This is a genomic window from Acetobacterium sp. KB-1 (assembly GCF_003260995.1).
Lineage (GTDB): Bacteria > Bacillota > Clostridia > Eubacteriales > Eubacteriaceae > Acetobacterium > Acetobacterium carbinolicum.
Genome location: NZ_CP030040.1, coordinates 2227296 through 2245708, shown reverse-complemented (window position 1 = coordinate 2245708; position 18413 = coordinate 2227296). Strand labels below are relative to the sequence as shown.

Annotated in this window: 16 protein-coding genes; 3 read left to right on the top strand and 13 right to left on the bottom strand. The window is 43.3% G+C overall.

Going from position 1 to position 18413, the window contains the following annotated elements:
• Positions 1 to 12: 12 nt before the first annotated feature.
• The 5 genes from DOZ58_RS10410 to DOZ58_RS10390 form a co-directional block, all read right to left on the bottom strand.
• A complete protein-coding gene (locus tag DOZ58_RS10410; protein ID WP_256372193.1) occupies positions 13 to 1137 on the bottom strand; it encodes a glucose-1-phosphate adenylyltransferase in 1125 nt (374 codons plus the stop codon).
• A 12-nt stretch (positions 1138 to 1149) separates the two neighbouring features.
• A complete protein-coding gene (locus tag DOZ58_RS10405) occupies positions 1150 to 3576 on the bottom strand; it encodes a glycogen/starch/alpha-glucan phosphorylase (RefSeq protein ID WP_111888225.1) in 2427 nt (808 codons plus the stop codon).
• 64 nt (positions 3577 to 3640) lie between these two features.
• On the bottom strand, positions 3641 to 5539 hold the full coding sequence (gene glgB / locus DOZ58_RS10400) for a 1,4-alpha-glucan branching protein GlgB (RefSeq protein WP_111888224.1): 1899 nt from the start codon (positions 5537 to 5539) through the stop codon (positions 3641 to 3643).
• A 148-nt stretch (positions 5540 to 5687) separates the two neighbouring features.
• Positions 5688 to 6536: a YihY/virulence factor BrkB family protein gene (locus tag DOZ58_RS10395; protein ID WP_111888223.1), complete on the bottom strand. Its 849-nt coding sequence runs from the start codon at positions 6534 to 6536 to the stop codon at positions 5688 to 5690.
• Positions 6529 to 7383, bottom strand: a complete 855-nt coding sequence (locus DOZ58_RS10390) for a YihY/virulence factor BrkB family protein (RefSeq protein WP_111888222.1) — start codon at positions 7381 to 7383, stop codon at positions 6529 to 6531. Before DOZ58_RS10390 ends, DOZ58_RS10395 begins: the two co-directional genes overlap by 8 nt.
• Before the next feature lie 205 nt (positions 7384 to 7588).
• On the opposite strand from DOZ58_RS10390, the gene DOZ58_RS10385 reads away from it, so the two are divergent.
• Both DOZ58_RS10385 and DOZ58_RS10380 read left to right on the top strand, forming a co-directional pair.
• Positions 7589 to 9511 carry an aconitate hydratase gene (locus DOZ58_RS10385; RefSeq protein ID WP_111888221.1) on the top strand — a complete coding sequence of 641 codons (1923 nt, stop codon included), beginning with the start codon at positions 7589 to 7591 and terminating at the stop codon, positions 9509 to 9511.
• An 87-nt stretch (positions 9512 to 9598) separates the two neighbouring features.
• Positions 9599 to 10279 (top strand): TIGR00266 family protein, encoded by a 681-nt coding sequence (locus tag DOZ58_RS10380; protein WP_111888220.1) that lies wholly within the window; start codon positions 9599 to 9601, stop codon positions 10277 to 10279.
• Between the two features lie 37 nt (positions 10280 to 10316).
• Here DOZ58_RS10380 and DOZ58_RS10375 read toward each other — a convergent pair whose 3' ends face one another.
• Complete coding sequence (locus DOZ58_RS10375) at positions 10317 to 11204, bottom strand: DegV family protein (protein ID WP_111888219.1); 888 nt, start codon at positions 11202 to 11204, stop codon at positions 10317 to 10319.
• Positions 11205 to 11404: 200 nt separating this feature from the next.
• On the opposite strand from DOZ58_RS10375, the gene DOZ58_RS10370 reads away from it, so the two are divergent.
• On the top strand, positions 11405 to 13546 hold the full coding sequence (locus tag DOZ58_RS10370) for a Tex family protein (RefSeq protein ID WP_242988475.1): 2142 nt from the start codon (positions 11405 to 11407) through the stop codon (positions 13544 to 13546).
• A 50-nt stretch (positions 13547 to 13596) separates the two neighbouring features.
• Here DOZ58_RS10370 and DOZ58_RS10365 read toward each other — a convergent pair whose 3' ends face one another.
• From DOZ58_RS10365 to DOZ58_RS10335, 7 genes are all read right to left on the bottom strand, one after another.
• Positions 13597 to 14169 (bottom strand): IS30 family transposase, encoded by a 573-nt coding sequence (locus DOZ58_RS10365; protein WP_111888217.1) that lies wholly within the window; start codon positions 14167 to 14169, stop codon positions 13597 to 13599.
• Positions 14091 to 14618: a helix-turn-helix domain-containing protein gene (locus DOZ58_RS10360; RefSeq protein WP_111888216.1), complete on the bottom strand. Its 528-nt coding sequence runs from the start codon at positions 14616 to 14618 to the stop codon at positions 14091 to 14093. The genes DOZ58_RS10365 and DOZ58_RS10360 overlap by 79 nt, the downstream gene beginning before the upstream one ends.
• Positions 14619 to 14911: 293 nt before the next feature.
• Positions 14912 to 15667 (bottom strand): hypothetical protein, encoded by a 756-nt coding sequence (locus DOZ58_RS10350; RefSeq protein ID WP_111888214.1) that lies wholly within the window; start codon positions 15665 to 15667, stop codon positions 14912 to 14914.
• Positions 15668 to 15761: 94 nt separating this feature from the next.
• Positions 15762 to 16586 carry a zonular occludens toxin domain-containing protein gene (locus DOZ58_RS10345; protein WP_111888213.1) on the bottom strand — a complete coding sequence of 275 codons (825 nt, stop codon included), beginning with the start codon at positions 16584 to 16586 and terminating at the stop codon, positions 15762 to 15764.
• A 25-nt stretch (positions 16587 to 16611) separates the two neighbouring features.
• On the bottom strand, positions 16612 to 16773 hold the full coding sequence (locus DOZ58_RS18690; protein ID WP_204355388.1) for a hypothetical protein: 162 nt from the start codon (positions 16771 to 16773) through the stop codon (positions 16612 to 16614).
• A 23-nt stretch (positions 16774 to 16796) separates the two neighbouring features.
• Positions 16797 to 17882, bottom strand: a complete 1086-nt coding sequence (locus DOZ58_RS10340; RefSeq protein ID WP_111887543.1) for an IS3 family transposase — start codon at positions 17880 to 17882, stop codon at positions 16797 to 16799.
• Positions 17879 to 18376: a transposase gene (locus DOZ58_RS10335; RefSeq protein WP_111887542.1), complete on the bottom strand. Its 498-nt coding sequence runs from the start codon at positions 18374 to 18376 to the stop codon at positions 17879 to 17881. The genes DOZ58_RS10340 and DOZ58_RS10335 overlap by 4 nt, the downstream gene beginning before the upstream one ends.
• Positions 18377 to 18413 lie beyond the last annotated feature (37 nt).

Here is an 18413-nt window from a genome sequence, read left to right as displayed (position 1 = left end):
CCTTACTCCTTTTTAGTTATTGATGACATGTATTTCAGGAGTTGTATCGTCGGGGTCGGTAATGTAGCGGGCATCGCCTTTAATTCTGGCTCGGGCTCCAACGACACAATTTTCTAAAATGGCCCCATCTTCAATGATCGCTCCGGTGTGTACAATCACATTTTTCAAGCTGGTTTTTTTATGAATCACTACATCATGAGACAAAATGGAATTTTCGACGCGACCAAAGATAATGCATCCATCACAGATCAGACTGTTGATGATCCGGGCCTGGGGGCCGATGAATTGCGGATGTTGGCTGGTATTGTTCGAAAAGATGCGAAAGTTTCGATCACTGAGGTCAAAATCACAACTGGTGTCCAAAAGATCCATATTGGCATCATAGTAACTTTGAACCGTACCCACATCGCGCCAGTAGCCGGAGAAAGGATAGGCAAAAATTCGTTTGCCGCTTTCATGAAGCTCGGGAATCACATTATGTCCAAAGTCATGTTCAGATTCCCGGTTTCCGGCATCGTCTAGCAGGGCTTTTTTGAGTTCTTTCCAGGTAAAAATATAAATACCCATCGACGCCTTGTTACTTTTGGGATGTTCGGGTTTTTCCTGGAATTCTTTGATCGAGTGCTCTTCATCAGTGTTAACGATTCCAAACCGATGAGCATCTTCCCAAGGGACATCCATCACCGCAATGGTCAGATCAGCCTCTTTTTCTTTGTGAAAGGCCAACATTTGCGAATAATCCATCTTATAAATGTGATCCCCCGAAAGAATCAGCACATATTCGGGATCAAAACGGTCAATGAAGTCCAAGTTCTGATAAATGGCATCGGCAGTTCCCGAGTACCAGCGGCCCCCTTTTTGGCCCATATAGGGGGGCAGGATATGGACACCGCCCTGGACCTGATCCAGCGCCCAGGCCGATCCATCACCAATATAATTATTCAGGATATAGGGGCGGTATTGGGTCAGTACGCCCACCACATCAATATCCGAGTTCATACAATTGCTAAGCGGAAAATCAATGATCCGATATTTTCCCCCAAATAAAACCGCCGGTTTGGCGTTATTAAAGGTCAGGGAGCCCAAACGACTCCCCTGACCTCCCGCCAGGAGCATTGCGACACATTCAGTATTCAAAGTGATACCTCCTTAAATGATTTTCCAGATTTCCCGTTGATAGTCGGCAATCGAACGATCACTTGAGAAAATACCGGAATTTGCTACGTTGCTGATCGACATTTTGGTCCAAACGGTCGGATTGCGAAAGAGATGATCCACCTGATTTTGAGCATCGGTATAGGCATTAAAATCTTTTAAGACAAAATAGCCATCATTATACAAAAGCAGGGAATCATAGATGGCCTGGAAGCTGAGGCCATGTCCGAGGGTTCCATCAATCAGTTGGTGAAGGACCTGTTGTATTCGGGGGTCCTGCTCAAAAATATCGACCGATCGATAGCCGCCATATTTCTGATAGTGATGGACCTCGTCAGCAGACAGACCAAAGGTGACAATATTACTGGGACCAACGGCGTCCAGAATTTCGATATTGGCGCCGTCCATAGTGCCCAGGGTAATGGCCCCGTTCATCATAAATTTCATGTTTCCGGTTCCCGAAGCTTCTTTTCCGGCGGTTGAAATCTGTTCTGAGATATTGGCCGCCGGATAGATAATCTCGGCCAGTGAAACATTGAAATTGGCCAGAAAAACGACCTTTAGTTTGTCATGGAGGGACGGATCATTGTTAACCAGCTCAGCAATGGCGGTGATCAGCTTAATAACCGCTTTGGCATAGTAATACCCGGGTGCTGCTTTGCCGGCAAAGATAAAGGTACGAGGCGCCATTTCCAGATTGGGGTTTTCTTTAAGCCGATTATACAGATAAAGGACATGGAGAGCGTTTAGTAATTGTCGCTTATATTCATGGATTCGCTTGACCTGGATGTCAAAGATCGAGTCGGGATCAACCTTCACATTGTTATGGTGGGCCATATAATTGGCGAGTCGAACCTTATTGGATCGTTTGACCGCGTCAAACTTTTGATAAAAAACCGGATCATTGATGAAATTGAGCAGTTTTTTAAGATCAAACAGGTTGTGATCCCAATCCGGTCCGATCGACTCATTAATCAGTTCTTTCAGCTCGGGATTGCTGTTCATCAGAAAACGGCGTGGTGAAACCCCATTGGTTACCGAATAAAATCGCTTGGGGAAGACCTGGTAAAAACCATTAAAGGTTTCTTCCCGGAGGATTTTGCTGTGGAGGGTTGCCACGCCATTGATGGAATGACTCGATATAATCGCCAGGCTGGCCATATGGACGTAGTTGTCTTTGATAATCGAAAGGCTGTGGTTGCGGTCCAGATCATGAGGAAATTCGTTATCCAGATCCAGTAGAAAACGGAGGTTGACTTCTTCGATGATCATATAAATCCGGGGCAGCAAATCCTTCATCATATCGACCGGCCACTTTTCCAGAGCTTCTGGTAGCACCGTGTGGTTGGTAAAGCTTAGCGCGGCAACGGTAATTTTCCAGGATTCCTCCCAACCCAAACCTTCTTCATCCATCAGCACCCGCATCAGTTCAGGGCCGCATAGGGCAGGATGGGTGTCATTAATATGAATACAAATTTTATCGCTGAAACCGTCCATGGAGTTATTGTTGGATCGTTTGTAATCCACAATGATCCGCTTAATGCCGGCACAGACAAAAAAGTACTCCTGTTTGAGACGCAAAAGTTTACCGTCAAAACCATTGTCATTGGGATAGAGGATCTGGCTAATCGCTTCGGCTTCGGATTTATGCCTTACCGCATTTAAGAAATGGCCCTGATTAAACGAGGGCAGATCAAAGGCTTCAAGCGGCTCGGCACTCCAAAGGCGCAAGGAATTAACGGTTTCGTTGTGATACCCCTTGATCGGAATATCGTAGGGAACGGCCATAATAGCTTCATAATTCTCGTGAACAAAGGTCAGATTGCCATTGATGTTCTCAGAATGAATCTGACCGTAGTATTTGATAATGACTGACTTATCGGGATTACGGATTTCAAAGGGATAGCCATTTTTAAGCCAGTTATCCGCGACTTCAATTTGTTCGCCATTGATAATCCGTTGTTCAAACAGGCCATATTTATAACGGATGCCGTTACCATGGGCAGGCATTCCCATCGCCGAAGAGGAATCCAGATAGCAGGCCATTAACCGACCCAGGCCGCCATTGCCCAAACCCGGGTCGGATTCCTGGGCGAGAATGGCCTCATAATCCAGCCCCATTTCGGCCGAACATTCCTGAACCAGATCTTCAACCCCCAGATTGCTGAGGTAGGACTTCATCAGGCGTCCGATTAGGAATTCAATGGAAAAAAAGTAGACCTGTTTCGATTCGTTTTTGTTATAGAGCGTGTTGGTTTTTGCCCATTGGGAGGTGATGCTTTCCATTACCATTTCGGCCAGGGCCTGGTATTGCTTAAGCAGTGAGGCATCCGCCAGGCAGTTTCCGGAGACCTCTTCAATTTTTTTGGTAAAGGTGGCCTTATAGGTGGCTTTTAATTTTTCTCGTTCTGAAGAATTCATCGTAGTTCCTTTCAACAAAGCTAGTTTTATAAAGCATTTTTATGGTTATTTAGCAGTGCAGGTTTTATTTTTTAGGTTTCTTAGTTGTCTCTACTTTGGTACTTGTCCGGGGAACAACGCCTTTTAAGACAATGACCGACGAGGGCGGAATATTGAGAGAAACCGAATAGTCCTGGCCATGGAGGGGGATTTTTTGAGCCTTCATGGTCTTTTTCATTTTAAAATCGCTACCGCCATAAAGAGGGGCATCTGAATTAAAGGCCAGACGGTAATTGCCGGGGGCAGGGACGCCAATCTGATAATCGTTATAGGTAAGCGGACAAAAGTTGATGATGGTAATCAGGGTATCCTTTTGTTCGGTACCCAGGCGTTTAAAAATGAGAATACTCTGTTTGCTGTTGTTTGGTTCCAGCCATTCAAAACCGCCCCAGCTATGGTCATCGACCCAGAGCGCTTTTTCTTTTAAATAAAACTTATTCAGGTCTTTAATATAGGTGTGAATCTCGCGATGCTTTTGGTAATCAAGCAAAAACCATTCCAGCGATTCATCTACCCGCCATTCTAGGAAGGGGGCAAATTCGTTGCCCATAAAGGACAGTTTCTTTCCCGGGTGAGTCATCAAATATCCGAAAAGGATGCGAAACTGGTCAAATTTTAGATTGTAATCGCCAAACATCTTGTCGAGGATGGTTCGTTTGCTGTGAACCACTTCGTCATGAGACAGGGGCAGGATGAAATTTTCATTAAAGGCATAGGCCATCGAAAAGGTTAAGAGATTGTGGAAGCGGTTTCGAAACATCGGATCGGTTTTCATATAATCCAGGGTATCGTGCATCCAGCCCATGTCCCATTTCAGATTAAAGCCAAGACCGCCCTTATCCACCGGCCAGGTGACCATCGGGTAGGAGGTGGAGTCTTCTGCTGACATGATCGCAAAGGGAAAATCTCTAAAAATAATGGTGTTCAGTTCCCGCAGGAATGACAGTGCTTCGAGTCGATCGGTACCGCCCTCAATATTTCGAAAGGGTTCACCGTCTAAACCATGGTTAAGTTCAATCATGCTGGCCACCCCATCGATGCGCAGGCCATCGATATGGTAGCGGTTAAACCAGAAGTGGGCATTGGAAATCAAAAAATCAAGGACTTCGGGTTTGCCGTAATCAAAGACCATTGTCCCCCATTGCTGGTGTTCTGAAAACTCGTATTGGCTGGTGCCGTCAAAATGCCGTAGGCCCGGATCGTCTTTACAGAAGTGACCAGGTACCCAATCCAGAATCACACCGATACCGGCCTGGTGGCAGCAATCGATCAGATACATCAGCCCCTGGGGATCGCCGTAGCGGCTGGTGGCAGCGTAATATCCGGTGAGCTGATATCCCCAGGAACCGTCAAAGGGATGTTCCATAATTGGCATCAGTTCAAGGTGGGTGTAATGCATCTCCGTCAGATAAGGAACGAGTTGATCAGCCAGTTCATGGTAGTTCAGATACTCGCCCTTTTCATTGCGCTTCCAACTACCCAGATGGGCTTCATAAATATTAATCGGCATTTTTAGCCAATTGGTGTCGTTTCTTTTTTTGCACCAGCTTTCATCCTGCCAGTCATAACCATCGAGTTCCCAGATAATGGAGGCGGTTTGAGGCTTAACCTCACTGTAAAAACCGTAAGGATCAGCCTTATACGCCAATTCGCCATCCTGTTGGCGAACGGCATACTTGTAAAGCTGGCCTTGGAACAGTTCCGGGATAAAGCGTTCCCAGACACCATGGGTGCCGGAAACGAGTTTCATGGGGTGAGCTTGAATGTTCCAGCCATTGAAATCGCCGACAACGGAAACACTTTGGGCATTGGGGGCCCAGACCCGAAAAGTGGTCCCTTTTTCATTAAGGTGGGCACCAAAATAGTGGTAACTGAGAAAACGCCTGTTACTGGCTAAATCTGCATGGTCATCGATTTTATTCATGATAGTATACGTATCCTTTCAGTTTTGGTTGGAATCAAGTCGCCTTTGCATCTAACATTTTATCACAATCCCTTAATATTGATAGCGCATCTTTTTGAGCAAAGTAAAATCTTTTTAACAATTTCACTTAAAGTGCAACACCGGGCGCTTAAATAAAGAACGCTTTGTCCTGATATAAAGACCAGTACAGGTTGATCTTTCCGCCCAGATTCAGAATCACACAAATAAAGTAAATTGCTACCATCAGGGCAAAAAGTCCCCCCAGACTGCCATAGAGCGTGCTGTATTTGGTCGAATGATTGATAAACAAGGTGAAAATGCGAAAAGCAATATTAAGTCCCAGGGTTGCAAATAGGGCACCGGGAAGACCGCTTTTAAATTTTAGGTGCTGCGCTGGTGCCATGACGTAGATCATATTAAAAATAAAGGTTGATACAATCCATGAAAAAACAACAGCAAAAAAGCTCAGGACGGGATAATAATATGTATATAGCCCGATTTTCTCAAAAATAACAGCACCCACATCAGCACTAAAAAGATAAGCAAAAGCAATCAGTAAAATGGCCACAGTAAACAAAATGGTAAACAGAAATGAATAGAGCCAGATTACCTTTAGCGTCCGGGTTTCTTTCCGGCCATAGGTCTGATTGATACCAACCATGATGGCCCGGGCCGCCAGGGATGAAAAGAAAAAAGCGACCAGAATCAGGCTGTAATGAGAACCGGAAACTTGACTGATGATGCTGTCTAACAAGCTCGTCACGTAGTCATAAGAAAGATTGGGTAAAAAGGCTTCTAAAATTTCGTAAAGATAACTTTCAAAGGGTTTGATAAAACTCCCGATAAATGAAATCAAAAAGAGCAGCAAGGGAAAAAATGCCAGTAGCAGGTAAAATGACATCTGGGTGCAGATCCCTGAAAAATCGGTTTCCTCAAAATCTTCCATCAGAAAGAAAAGCAGCTTGACAATTTTTAGATCAAATAGTTGTTTAATCATTTTTAACCTCCAGGGATGCCTGTCTCAGTGATGATTGTTCAGCTCCGTAAAGATTAACGACGCCACCCAGGCTAAGGGTAAAACAGATCAGATAGACCATAAAAAACAATGAAAAGGGACCTTGAAGATTAAAGAAGAAGGCATTAACATCAAGGGGTGAGCTGGCGAACAGAGTATATAAAAAAATGATCACAAACCAGCTGATACTAACAAAAGCGCCGCCCGGGAGTGCTTCAAAAAAACCAAGATGGTTCTTGGGCGCATACATATAAATTAGGGTAAAAATAAACGTTGGTACGATGATCATATAAATCAGCGTAAAAAGAATGATGAAGACAGCAAAAAACTCAGATAAATTTAAGGTGCTAAAAATAAGGGCTAGCAGTTTCTCTCCGAAAAGATAGAAAAAAACCGTCAAAAAGATAATCAGTAGAAATAAGAATAAATAAAGAACTGCTTGAATCCAGAGCGCAACGATACCCCGGTTTTCTTCCTGTCCGAAGATTCGGTTTAAAGAGGAGATGAGCGAGTGCATGGCGGAAACAGAGACATACAAGATAAAAAAGCCCAGGATTAGGTTGGTTCCCCATGAAAAAGAAATGGTATTGGCGTTTTCCATCGCCAGATTAACATAATCCATAATCGATTGGGGCAATATTTTTGAAAGCACAAAAATAAAAGTTTCGTTCACACTTGCAGAAAACCAGTTGATGAAACTAGATAAAAGCATCAAAAAAGGAATAAAGGCGGCCAGGGTCCGGTAGGACATCTGAGCGGAAAGATTAATGATGTTGTTTTTTCTGCCCTGAACATATAAAAAGCGGCTGAAGCACTTAAGAAAAGTCATGATCCCCTCCAAATCCACTTATAGTAATGGTGTTGATTGAACCACAGTATAACATAGTTTAAATTCAAATTGAAGGGAAACTGCAAAAGTAAAAAAATGGAAAATTCGAAAAAAAAATGGTATAATAAACCAATCATGATTTATAAGGATAATAAAATCACACCGAGAGAATTAGAAAAATTGCAGTTCGGAAAGGAAATATTAAATGGGAAAAACATTAACAGAGAAAATTATTGCGGCACACCTGGTCGTGGGAGAAATGGTAAAAGGCGAGGAAATTGGGATTCGGATCGATCAGACTCTGACCCAGGACTCCACCGGAACGATGGCCTATTTGCAGTTTGAAGCGATGGAGGTACCGCGGGTTAAAACAAAAAAATCGCTGGCCTATATTGATCACAACATGCTCCAGGAAGGCCCGGAAAACATGGACGATCACCGCTATATCCAAAGTGTCGCTAAAAAACACGGTATATACTATTCAAAACCAGGTAATGGCATTTGTCACCAGGTTCAGATTGAGCGCTTTGGCGTGCCAGGCGACACCCTGCTGGGATCAGACAGCCATACCCCCACTGGCGGTGGTATCGGCATGCTGGCCATTGGCGCCGGTGGTTTGGACGTGGCCGTGGCGATGGCCGGAGACCCTTACTATATCACCATGCCTAAAGTCGTTAAGGTTTTATTAACCGGCAAGCTGCGTACCGGGGTATCCTCTAAGGATGTCATTCTGGAAGTGCTGCGTCAATGTACTGTAAAAGGTGGCGTTAACAAGGTCTTTGAATACATTGGCGAAGGGGTCAAAACGCTGACAGTTCCGGAACGGGCTACCATTACGAACATGGGTGCCGAGTTGGGAGCAACTACCTCAATTTTCCCATCGGATGAAATGACCAGGTTATTTTTGGAAGCCCAGGGCCGCGGCGGGGATTATATAGCACTGTCCGCTGATGCTGATGCCGTTTATGATGAAGTAGTCAAGGTTGATATGGATGTGTTAGAACCCTTAACCGCCTGTCCCCATAGTCCTGATAAGGTCGTAAAAATCTCCGAGATCGAAGGCCTGGTGGTCAATCAGGTCGCGATTGGCAGCTGTACCAATTCATCTTGGCTTGATCTGATGAAGGTTGCCGCCATTGTTAAAGGTAAAACCGTGGCTGAAAATGTCTCCCTGGTGATTGCCCCGGGATCAAAGCAGGTTTTAACGATGCTGGCTGAAAATGGCGCTCTGGCCGATCTATTAAACGCTGGTGCCCGGGTGCTGGAATGCGGTTGCGGCCCCTGTATTGGGATGGGGCAGGCGCCTTCTACCGATGCGGTTTCGTTGCGAACCTTTAACCGGAACTTCTTTGGTCGATCAGGAACCCCCTCTGCCGATGTCTATCTGTTAAGCCCGGAAGCAGCGGCGATATCCGCCCTGGAAGGGGTTCTTACCAATCCCTTAGGCAAAATCAGTCTGCCGCAAATTGCGATGCCGGACAGTTTTTTACAAAACGATACCATGGTGATGGCACCAGCCCCGGAAGGTACCGAAGTGGAAGTTATCAAAGGACCAAACATCAAACCGTTTCCGGCCACCAAACCGCTTGAAAACACGGTCGCCGGCAAAGCGCTGATTGTGGTCGAAGATAATATCACCACCGATCATATCATGCCTTCTAATGCAAAACTGTTGCCCTACCGTTCTAATATTCCCTACCTGTCAAACTACTGTCTGGCCCCCTGTGATGCCGAGTTTCCCAAGCGGGCACTGGATAACGGCGGCGGCTTTATTGTCGGCGGCTCCAACTATGGTCAGGGTTCCAGCCGGGAGCATGCGGCGCTGGCGCCGGTTTATCTGGGCATTAAAGGGGTTGCGGTTAAATCCTTTGCCCGGATTCATAAAAACAATTTGATCAATAATGGCATTCTGCCACTGGTATTTGAAAATGAAGCCGATTATGATACCATTGCCTTAAATGATGAACTGATCATTGAAAATGCCCTGGATGCGGTTAAATCGGGCAGGGCCAAGCTGGTGAATAAAACCAAAGGGTTAACCTATGTGATGCTTCTGGAAGTTTCGCAGCGGCAAAAAGAAATGCTACTGGCTGGCGGACTGATCAACCTGATCAAATTAAAAAAATAGTCAAAAAAAAAATAAATCGTCAATTTTGGGATAACTATCCACTAATTGGCGATTTTTTTGCATAATCATAAAATCAGGAGGAAGAAAATGAAGTATGAAATCAAGGGAGGTAATCTCCCGGTGGTAACAGTAAGTTTAAACAGTGGCGAATCGATGTTTACCGAATCCGGGGGGATGTCCTGGATGACTGAAAACATCCGCATGGAAACCAACACCAAAGGTGGCTTAATGAAGGGGCTGCGCCGAACGCTGGCCGGCGATTCGCTGTTTATGACCACCTATACGGCGGAACAGAATAATTGTCAAATTTCTTTTTGTTCCAGCTATCCGGGTGAGATCAAAGCCTTGACTCTACAAAAAGGGCAATCCATTATCTGCCAAAAAAGCAGTTTTCTGGCTGGCGAATCAACCCTGGATGTTGATTTGTACTTTAAAAAGAATATCGGGGTTGGTTTTTTTGGTGGCGAAGGCTTTATCCTGCAAAAACTTTCAGGGCCGGGAACGGCCTTTGTGGAGATGGATGGGGCGATGATTGAGTATGATCTGGCTCCCGGCGAAGTGATGAAAATCGATCAGGGTCATATTGGTATGTTTGAAGAATCGGTAAGCTTTGATATCCAGGCTGTAAAAGGCATGAAGAATATCTTTTTAAGCGGAGAAGGATTATTCCTGGCGACCTTAAAAGGACCGGGAAAGGTCTGGCTGCAAACCATGCCGCTGAGCCGACTGGTGCAACTGGTGGCCTCAAGCCTGCCACCAAGAGGGTAGAATTTTATTTATAGTGCAAATTCAAAATAACGGGATTTCATGGGATCACATTGACATAGTTTTCCGGCAGTTCATCAAAAAACATGATTCCCAGACAATGGGTGCCTATATGAACCGTTAAGGTTGAACCGGCTTTTTCAGGCAGTAAGAAGTTTTTAATCCCCAGTTCTTTTTCAAAATATTTTTTGGCCTTGTCCTGAAGATCCGGTGCGGTGCTCTGGATCATCCCGAGGACCTGTTCCCGGTTTGTCATTTTTTCTTCAATAATAGCAAAGAGCGTCTTTAAGGCTTTTTTCTGACCGCGAATTTTTTCATAAACCAGAATCTCACCATCTTTAAAGTATAAAATCGGGACGATTTTTAGCATATCCCCAAGCATCGCCGCATTACGGCTGATCCGGCCGCCCTGGGCCAGCCATTTGATGTCTCCCACCAGAAAAAAGATCTGGGCGTGATGGGCTAGAAAAGTCATCGTCTCAACGATTTCTTCATAAGGACGGTTAAGCTTGTTGAGTTTTAGACCCTGATAAAGAATCAAGGCCGAACCAGTGGTGGCAGAAAGGGAATCGACGATCGATACTTTCCGATCCGGATACTTTTCCAGTAAATCCTGAGCCAGCAGTCGGGCGGTCTGGTAGGTTCCCGAAAGCTTTGAAGATAGCACCAGATAAATGACATCATCACCGTTTTTAAGATGTTTTTCAATGGTGTTGGTAATATCCAGAGGTTGGATCTGGGCTGTTTTGGGAAAGAGTTTGCTGTTATTACTGACAAAATCGACCACCATCTCGGGGGTGATATTGATGCCATCAAAATAAGTTTTATCGTCAAGGGTTACCGGAAAGGGTAATATATCAAAATCATAGCGATTTAGGGTGTCGCTGTTGGTATCACACATGGAATCCACAATAAATTTTATAGCCATTAAAGTGACGCTCCTTTTTATTTTAGTAAAAAATATTCTACCATGAACCACATCTTATTACAATCATTCGAGGCGTCGGCCTTAAGCATAATAGTGGTTTTGCGGGAATGTTTGTGATTATATCAAAAAAATGTTAAACTAATCTTTGGAAAATAAAAACCAAAGCGATCAATTTAAAAGTGTAAGAAATGGAGAAGTTTGTGGAACAGATAATCAAGCAACTTGCAAAAGAATTTTCAATACGCCCTGAGCAGGTGGAAGATACCATCAATCTAATTGATGGGGGGAATACCATTCCCTTTATCGCCCGTTATCGAAAAGAGGTTACCGGGAACTTAAGTGATGCCCTGCTGCGGGATCTGGATGTGCGTTTAACATATTTACGAAAACTGGAGAAACGGAAAGAAGAGGTTACTGGTAACATTGAGGAACAGGGAAAACTGACCCCAGAACTTAAAAGCGCCATTTTAAAAAGCCAAACCCTTCAGGAAGTGGAAGATCTCTACTTACCCTATAAACAAAAAAAGAAAACCCGGGCATCGGTGGCCCGGGAAAAGGGGTTAGAACCATTGGCATTGCAAATCCTTGCACAAAAACTAACCGAAGTCGAGCTTGGCAAAGCAGCCCTTAATTATATCAACGCCGAAAAAGAAATCAATACCGCCCAGGAAGCCCTGCAATTGGCGATGGATATTATTGCCGAGATCATTTCGGACAATGGCACCTATCGGGGGGTGATCCGGAAATGTACCTACGATAAAGGGCAGATTAAGTCCACGGTGGTCAAGGGTAAAGAAGAGGAAAACCCGGAACTGGAAATGTACTTTGATCACACCGAAACCATTAAGGCCATCAAGGACCACCGGATTTTGGCACTTAACCGGGGCGAGAAGAAAAAGGCCCTGTCGGTTAAATTATTAGCACCTACCGAAGAAATTGAAGCTTACCTAGAAAAAGAGCTGGTAAAAGCCGAGCCCTCCAGCTATTTATTAAGAGCTCTTGGGGACAGTTATACCCGGCTGATTGCACCGGCCATTGAGCGGGAAATCCGGACTGCCTTAAAAGAGCGGGCTGAAGAAGGAGCAATTAAGATGTTTGCTCTTAATCTAAAAAAACTGTTGTTGCAGCCGCCGTTTAAAGAAAAGGTTACGATGGGCTTTGACCCGGCATTTCGAACCGGATGCAAGATTGCTATCCTGGACAAGGTCGGAAAGGTGCTTGATTATACCACCATCTATCCAACCTTTGGCAAGGGTCAGGCGGAGAAAGCGGAAAAAGAATTCCTCCAACTGATTGAACGCCATCAGGTCGATATCATTGCCATCGGCAACGGCACCGCTTCTCGGGAGTCGGAACAGTTTGTGGCTGAAACGATTAAAAAAACCACGGTACCAGTGCAATATATTGTCGTGAATGAGGCTGGCGCTTCGGTTTATTCGGCATCTGAATTGGGGACCGAAGAATACCCGGATATCAATGTTTCGATTCGCGGTGCCATTTCTATTGGCGGGCGGCTTCAGGATCCCCTGTCCGAATTGGTAAAAATTGATCCCAAACACATTGGGGTCGGTCAGTATCAGCATGATGTCAATCAGAAAGAACTGGAACGGGTGCTCGAAGCAACCGTTGAGGATGCGGTTAATAACGTCGGCGTCAATGTTAATCGGGCTTCGGTAGCGCTACTTAAATACGTAGCCGGGGTAAACAAAACCATTGCCAACAATATTTTAGATTACCGCAACAGTGCGGGCGCGATTAAGAGCAGAAAAGAACTCATGAAGGTCAAAGGTTTGGGCGCCAAAGCCTATGAGCAATGTGCCGGTTTTTTACGGATTGATGACGGCGATAACATCCTGGATAATACCGGGGTTCACCCGGAGGCTTACAAAAGTGTGGAAAAGCTCTTAAAACTTAAAAACATCAAAAAGGAACAATTGGGAAACCGCGAACAGCAGGACTTGTTTAACGACATGAACTATGGAGAAATGGCGACGCAGCTGGAAATCGGAATTCCAACCCTTTATGATATTGTCAAAGAACTACAAAAACCGGGCCGTGATCCCCGGGAGAATGCCCCCAAGCCGCATCTGCGCTCTGATGTGCTCTCGATGAGTGATCTGGAAGTGGGGATGGAGCTGATTGGCACCGTCCGAAATGTCATCGATTTTGGCGCTTTTGTGGATATTGGTGTCCATCAGGATGGGCTTGTGCATATCTCACAAATCACCGATCGTTATATCAAACACCCGTCAGAGGCGGTCTCTCTGGGGGATGTGGTAACCGTTAGGGTATTGGCTGTGGATTTGAAACGAAAACGGATCAGTTTGACCATGATTATGTGAAAAGCAAGTATAAATGTCAATTAAAATATGATTTTAAGAATATCTTAAGTTTACAAGAGTTGATTATAAACTTCGTTTGCTGTCATGTAATTAAACATCTTTCGAGGATAATTATTCAACCAATTTTCAACCTGCTTAATATAATCATCTGAATATTGACATATGTCAGATCCTTTAGGAATAAAGCGCCTGATTAAACGATTTGCATTTTCATTGGAACCACGTTCCCAAGAAGAATAAGGATGACAATAATAAGTTGTTGTCCTTTTCTTTTTATAATAAATTGATCGCTCAATACCATCTGTCCATTTAAATTCTGCTCCATTATCCATTGTGAATGATTGAAAAATATTGCTAAAATCTCTTTTCATTTTTATTTCAAGCCCATCTAAAACACGCATAACTTCAAATATTGTTTTACTCTCCAATTTGAATAATAGATTTTTTCGAGAAACCCGTTCTGTCATAACCAATAAAGCTGACGGTTCCTTTTTAGATGATTCAATACAATCCATTTCCCAATGATTTAAAACTTCTCGCTGGTTCACTTCTTCCGGTCTTCTCTCAATACAAAGTCGTTGATCATTCCGAACTCGTTTGGACTGTTGCCTGGATTTTCTAATCTTTCGTTTTTTTTTAACGGCAAATCACTCGATTCAACACCTCGTAATATACCTTTATCAATATAACTATAGATTGTACGAATGCAAACATTAATCTTAAATTGTTTGTTCTCTCGTTTAATTTGTGCCAGAACTGCTTCAGGCGAATACTTTTCATCTAAAATCATATGTGCAATATATTCATGTAATTCCGGATCTTGATATATCTTAGCCCGACTTCCTTTTTTACGCTTATTTTCTTCATACTTCAATTGAGCATGATCTGGACAATAAACATAATATTCCATCAAATGTGTATCGGATAAAAGAATTGTCCCACGCTTAATTTCACGGCGGATCGTGCGCGTTGATTTACCAATTTTTTCTGCTATTTCATCATACGTCAAGCCCATTTTTAAGTATGCTTCAATTTGATACCGTTCTTTTTCCGTTATATACTTTCCACCCATGTTTATACCTCCTAAATGGTAATTAAGGCACGTAGCACAGGCGGTATCATCCCAATTTCATTCCCGCGACAATAATATGTCAAAATACTGAAGTGCGTGAAGAGAAGTAGCACCGGGGGATTCATCCCCCAGACCCCCTATCTAAATGATCCTCCCGTACCGATGCTTCATGCTTAAAATAATTTTCATATTGTTCTTCCAAATACTGCCAATAAACTTTACTAAATCTTATCAATATTGGTACATAGACGATCAGTATTAAAACAACAAGTCCGTACCCATACCACCATTGTTCATATATCATCATTATACTCCTTATAGTATGATTTGAAAAACTCATAATTATCAACAAACTGCGATTTGCTAAACCGACCTTCAAAAGCCATTTCAAAATCAATCGCATCATATAAACATCCTTCTGAGATCAGTTCTGAGGTTTTAAGCCCCCTGGAACAATAATATAATTTTGCGTTTCGTTCAGACACGGAGTGATCTAGATCCTTAGTAATGTACTTTGTAATATACATGGATACCTTGATATCATCTTGAATTCGACCCAAAGAACAAAACCCAAACCTTTTCGCATAACTCACCCAGTTAACATAACCTTTACCCCGTAAACGCTTAATCGGGTGCGGTTCAATGTCTGTATTTACATCTAAACCACTAATCAATCCATGCATATGCCAATTCTTTCCATCTTTGTGCAACTCTGGTATTAAAAGATATTTAACGTCTGTAGTGTGCTTTTTCCGATAATCTCTTATAAACTGCCCCAAGTCTTTAATAAATCGCTTAAGATCATCACGCTCATATTTTTCTGGATCTAGCGTAAGCGTTACAAAAAAATCCCATTGATTACATATTGATTTTTCCAAAACATTTCGTTTTGCCCGGGAAATATTGTTTTCAAGTTTCTTTTCATGCTCCTGTTTTTCAACTTCCTTGATCTTATCTCTCTTACCTGATATAATCGATTTACAGACGGTAATCTTATAATAATCCGTATACTTTCGTACTTGCACCACATTCTTTTTCTGTGTCTGCACGGAAGTTTTCCCGTTAAGTGATACTTATGTGTACTTGCACCACATTCTTTTTCTGTGTCTGCACGGAAGTTTTCCCGTTAAGTGATACTTATGTTTAAGTGATACTTATGTCAAGTAGAGTATCACTCTCAGCATCGGCGGGATCATCCGTCTGAGGGAGGGGCCCCGCCTGCGGCACCCCTTCCGTCTGGCGGGTGATCCGCCCAGTACTGACTTTTTTTAAACTCTTGAAAAACGTATCTTTTTCTTTGAAAATATCCTCTGGTTCATCTCTGATGATTTCTGATTCACTTACTAATTTTTCTAATTCTTCATTACCCTGAAATTTATCAATTCGTGTAAAATCATAAAAGGTATCATAGAGCCTTCCGATTTTGCGACTATATAAGAAAAATTCATGCTCATTCTTTTCTTTTAAAGCTAGATTTTTCTCAACAGCAACAAACAGGGGAAAAGGTAACATCCGAAAATAAGAATAATTATTAAGCTTACGGTGTATAACCTCTATTTCCACGAGATCACGAATCTGTCGGTCTATTTGGCGTAAATTCTGACATACCATAACAATTGCATATCCAAACTTACGATGCTGAGCAAAGAAACTACAAAATTTTAATCGATCACGATCCATGAAGCCACAACAGTTAAATTTAACAGATGCTTCATCGATCATCAATAACGTTTGGTTTTCTTCATCTTCTTCATGGTACATGGTATAAAACTGATACAGATAGTCAACCGTGATTTTTTCATTGGGTACATAAAAATAACGACCAGTATATTTTTCTTCATTAAGTTCATTGATTTTAAGGGGAAAATTGGCAATTACATTTTTACCTTCAGAAAGAAAATCAAGAATCTTTCTGATACTGTGTAAGCTTTTGCCACTCCCTGGGACTCCGGTATAGCATCGAATCATAACTTCATCCTCCTAACAACATTCATTAATCAATTGCCTGGGTAACACGTAAAATAATCGTATAGGCGTAATAAATCAGCACAGCGGTTAACCATGCACCTGTAAATGCCAACATCTGACCAAAGGGCAGAAACCAGTTAATATAACCAAGATAAGGCGTTATAAAGCCGAAATCGGTAGTTGTCAAGATAGTTGGCGGTTTTTCTTGAATTAACCGACTGACTTATTGGTTTCATTGGTTTCATTTGTTTCATTTGATTCATCTTTTTCAGGATTTAACCATACTTCGTTTTCCAGAGCCCACTTGCGAATATTTTTAGTCCAGCGGTTTGGATTATTCTGCCGTGCGGCCTCATAAACAGCTGTGCGGTTTGAAAAAATCTCTTTATCCATTCCGGTATGCCGCTGATTTGGGGTCAGGAAATTAAGCCCACTGTGGCAGTGTTCAAAATTATAGTAATGCGTAAATTCCAGAACCCATTGTCTTGCTTCCGGGATTGATTTAAAGCCCTTGTAAGGGTAATCAGGGCGATATTTGCAGGTTTTGAAGATGGATTCGGCATAGGGATTGTCATTACTGACTCTCGGTCTGCTTTTGGATGAAACAATTCCCAGTTTCTGAAGGGTTTCCATCAACGAAGCTCCTTTCATCGGACTACCGTTATCGGAATGCAGAACCAGCGGCTGTTTAGCGGTTGAAATCGTTTCTGAAAGCGCTGCTTTTCGAACAAGTATGCTGGCATTTTGTGCGGATTCTTCCGGCCAGATTTCCCAGCCAACGATCTTTCGACTGTAAAGATCCAGAATCAGATAAAGATAATAGTGAAAACCCTTTACCGGACCCGGCAGCCACGTGATATCCCACATCCAGACCTGATTCGGCCCTGTTGCTTTGTGGCTTGTGATCGTGCGCTTCTGAGGTTTTGATGAACGACCCCGATGATTATTCATGCCGGCTTCTTTCATCACACGGTATATGGAAGATTCGGATGCAATATAGCGCCCCTCCTCATCTGCCAGACGGGGAACAATCTGACTGGGTGGCAGACTCTGATATTTTTTCGAATTCACGACTTTTATTATCTCTTTCCGTTCTGCTGGTGTCAGTTTATTGGAGGGAGTTGGCCGAATCGCAACGGGACGCTGATCTTCCAGCGGTGTTGCCGGATTTTTCCAGCGTGAAAAAGTACGTTCGCTGATATTCAGCTCACGGCATGCCATAAATTGGCGGGCTCCGTTTTGAATGGCTTCTTCGATTAAAGCAGCAGCGATTTTGCGATCTGAGGTTGGGATCATTCGTCCTCGGGCTCCCCCCAGATCGCTTGTGCCTTTTTTCTGAGCACCAGTAATGCTGCTGTTTCAGCCAATGCTGCTTCCTTTCGCTTCAGTTCGCGATTGAGTTGGGTCACCTGTTTTTTTGATTCGCTTAGATCTTTTTTAAGTCTCTTTGATTCATTGGCAACACTCCCATTGGCATTGATGCAGGCATCACGCCAGGCTTCGATTTGTTCAACATAAAGGCCTTTTTCACGGCTATATTCAGCCAGCTCAGCCTGATTCATACGGGCTGTTTCCAGGACGATCAGAAATTTATCCTCACTGGACCAGTCTTCTGAAGTTCCTGTTCCCGATGGTGCTGCCATTCCGGACGCTTTTGCCTGCTTCTTCCACTTGAAAAGTGTCTGCTCTGAAACACCGGTTTCATTATGCAGCTGACGAACTGATTTGCTGATCGGCGGCAACATCTGCTGTATAATATGTTCTTTGAATTCATCGCTATATTGTGTCATGTGATACTCCTATCCTTTTATATATTTACTATAATAT